Origin of the sequence: uncultured Mesonia sp. (assembly GCA_947499595.1) — a bacterium.
Lineage (GTDB): Bacteria > Bacteroidota > Bacteroidia > Flavobacteriales > Flavobacteriaceae > Mesonia > Mesonia sediminis.
The window spans coordinates 1-409 of record CANMOY010000048.1; the positions used below are offsets into that span (position 1 = coordinate 1).

The 409-nt window shown below is 47.7% G+C and carries 1 rRNA gene; it reads left to right on the top strand.

What is annotated here, in order from left to right:
* Positions 1–409: ribosomal RNA gene (locus ACH2AZ_RS12515) — 16S ribosomal RNA — on the top strand; the annotation flags it as partial.

Here is a 409-nt window from a genome sequence, read left to right on the forward strand (position 1 = left end):
GTGCCAGCAGCCGCGGTAATACGGAGGATCCGAGCGTTATCCGGAATCATTGGGTTTAAAGGGTCTGTAGGCGGGCTGATAAGTCAGCGGTGAAAGTCTGTCGCTTAACGATAGAATTGCCGTTGATACTGTTGGTCTTGAGTCATTATGAAGTGGTTAGAATGAGTAGTGTAGCGGTGAAATGCATAGATATTACTCAGAATACCGATTGCGAAGGCAGATCACTAATAATGTACTGACGCTGAGGGACGAAAGCGTGGGGAGCGAACAGGATTAGATACCCTGGTAGTCCACGCAGTAAACGATGGTCACTAGCTGTTCGAACCAATTGCGGTTTGAGTGGCTAAGCGAAAGTGATAAGTGACCCACCTGGGGAGTACGTTCGCAAGAATGAAACTCAAAGGAATTG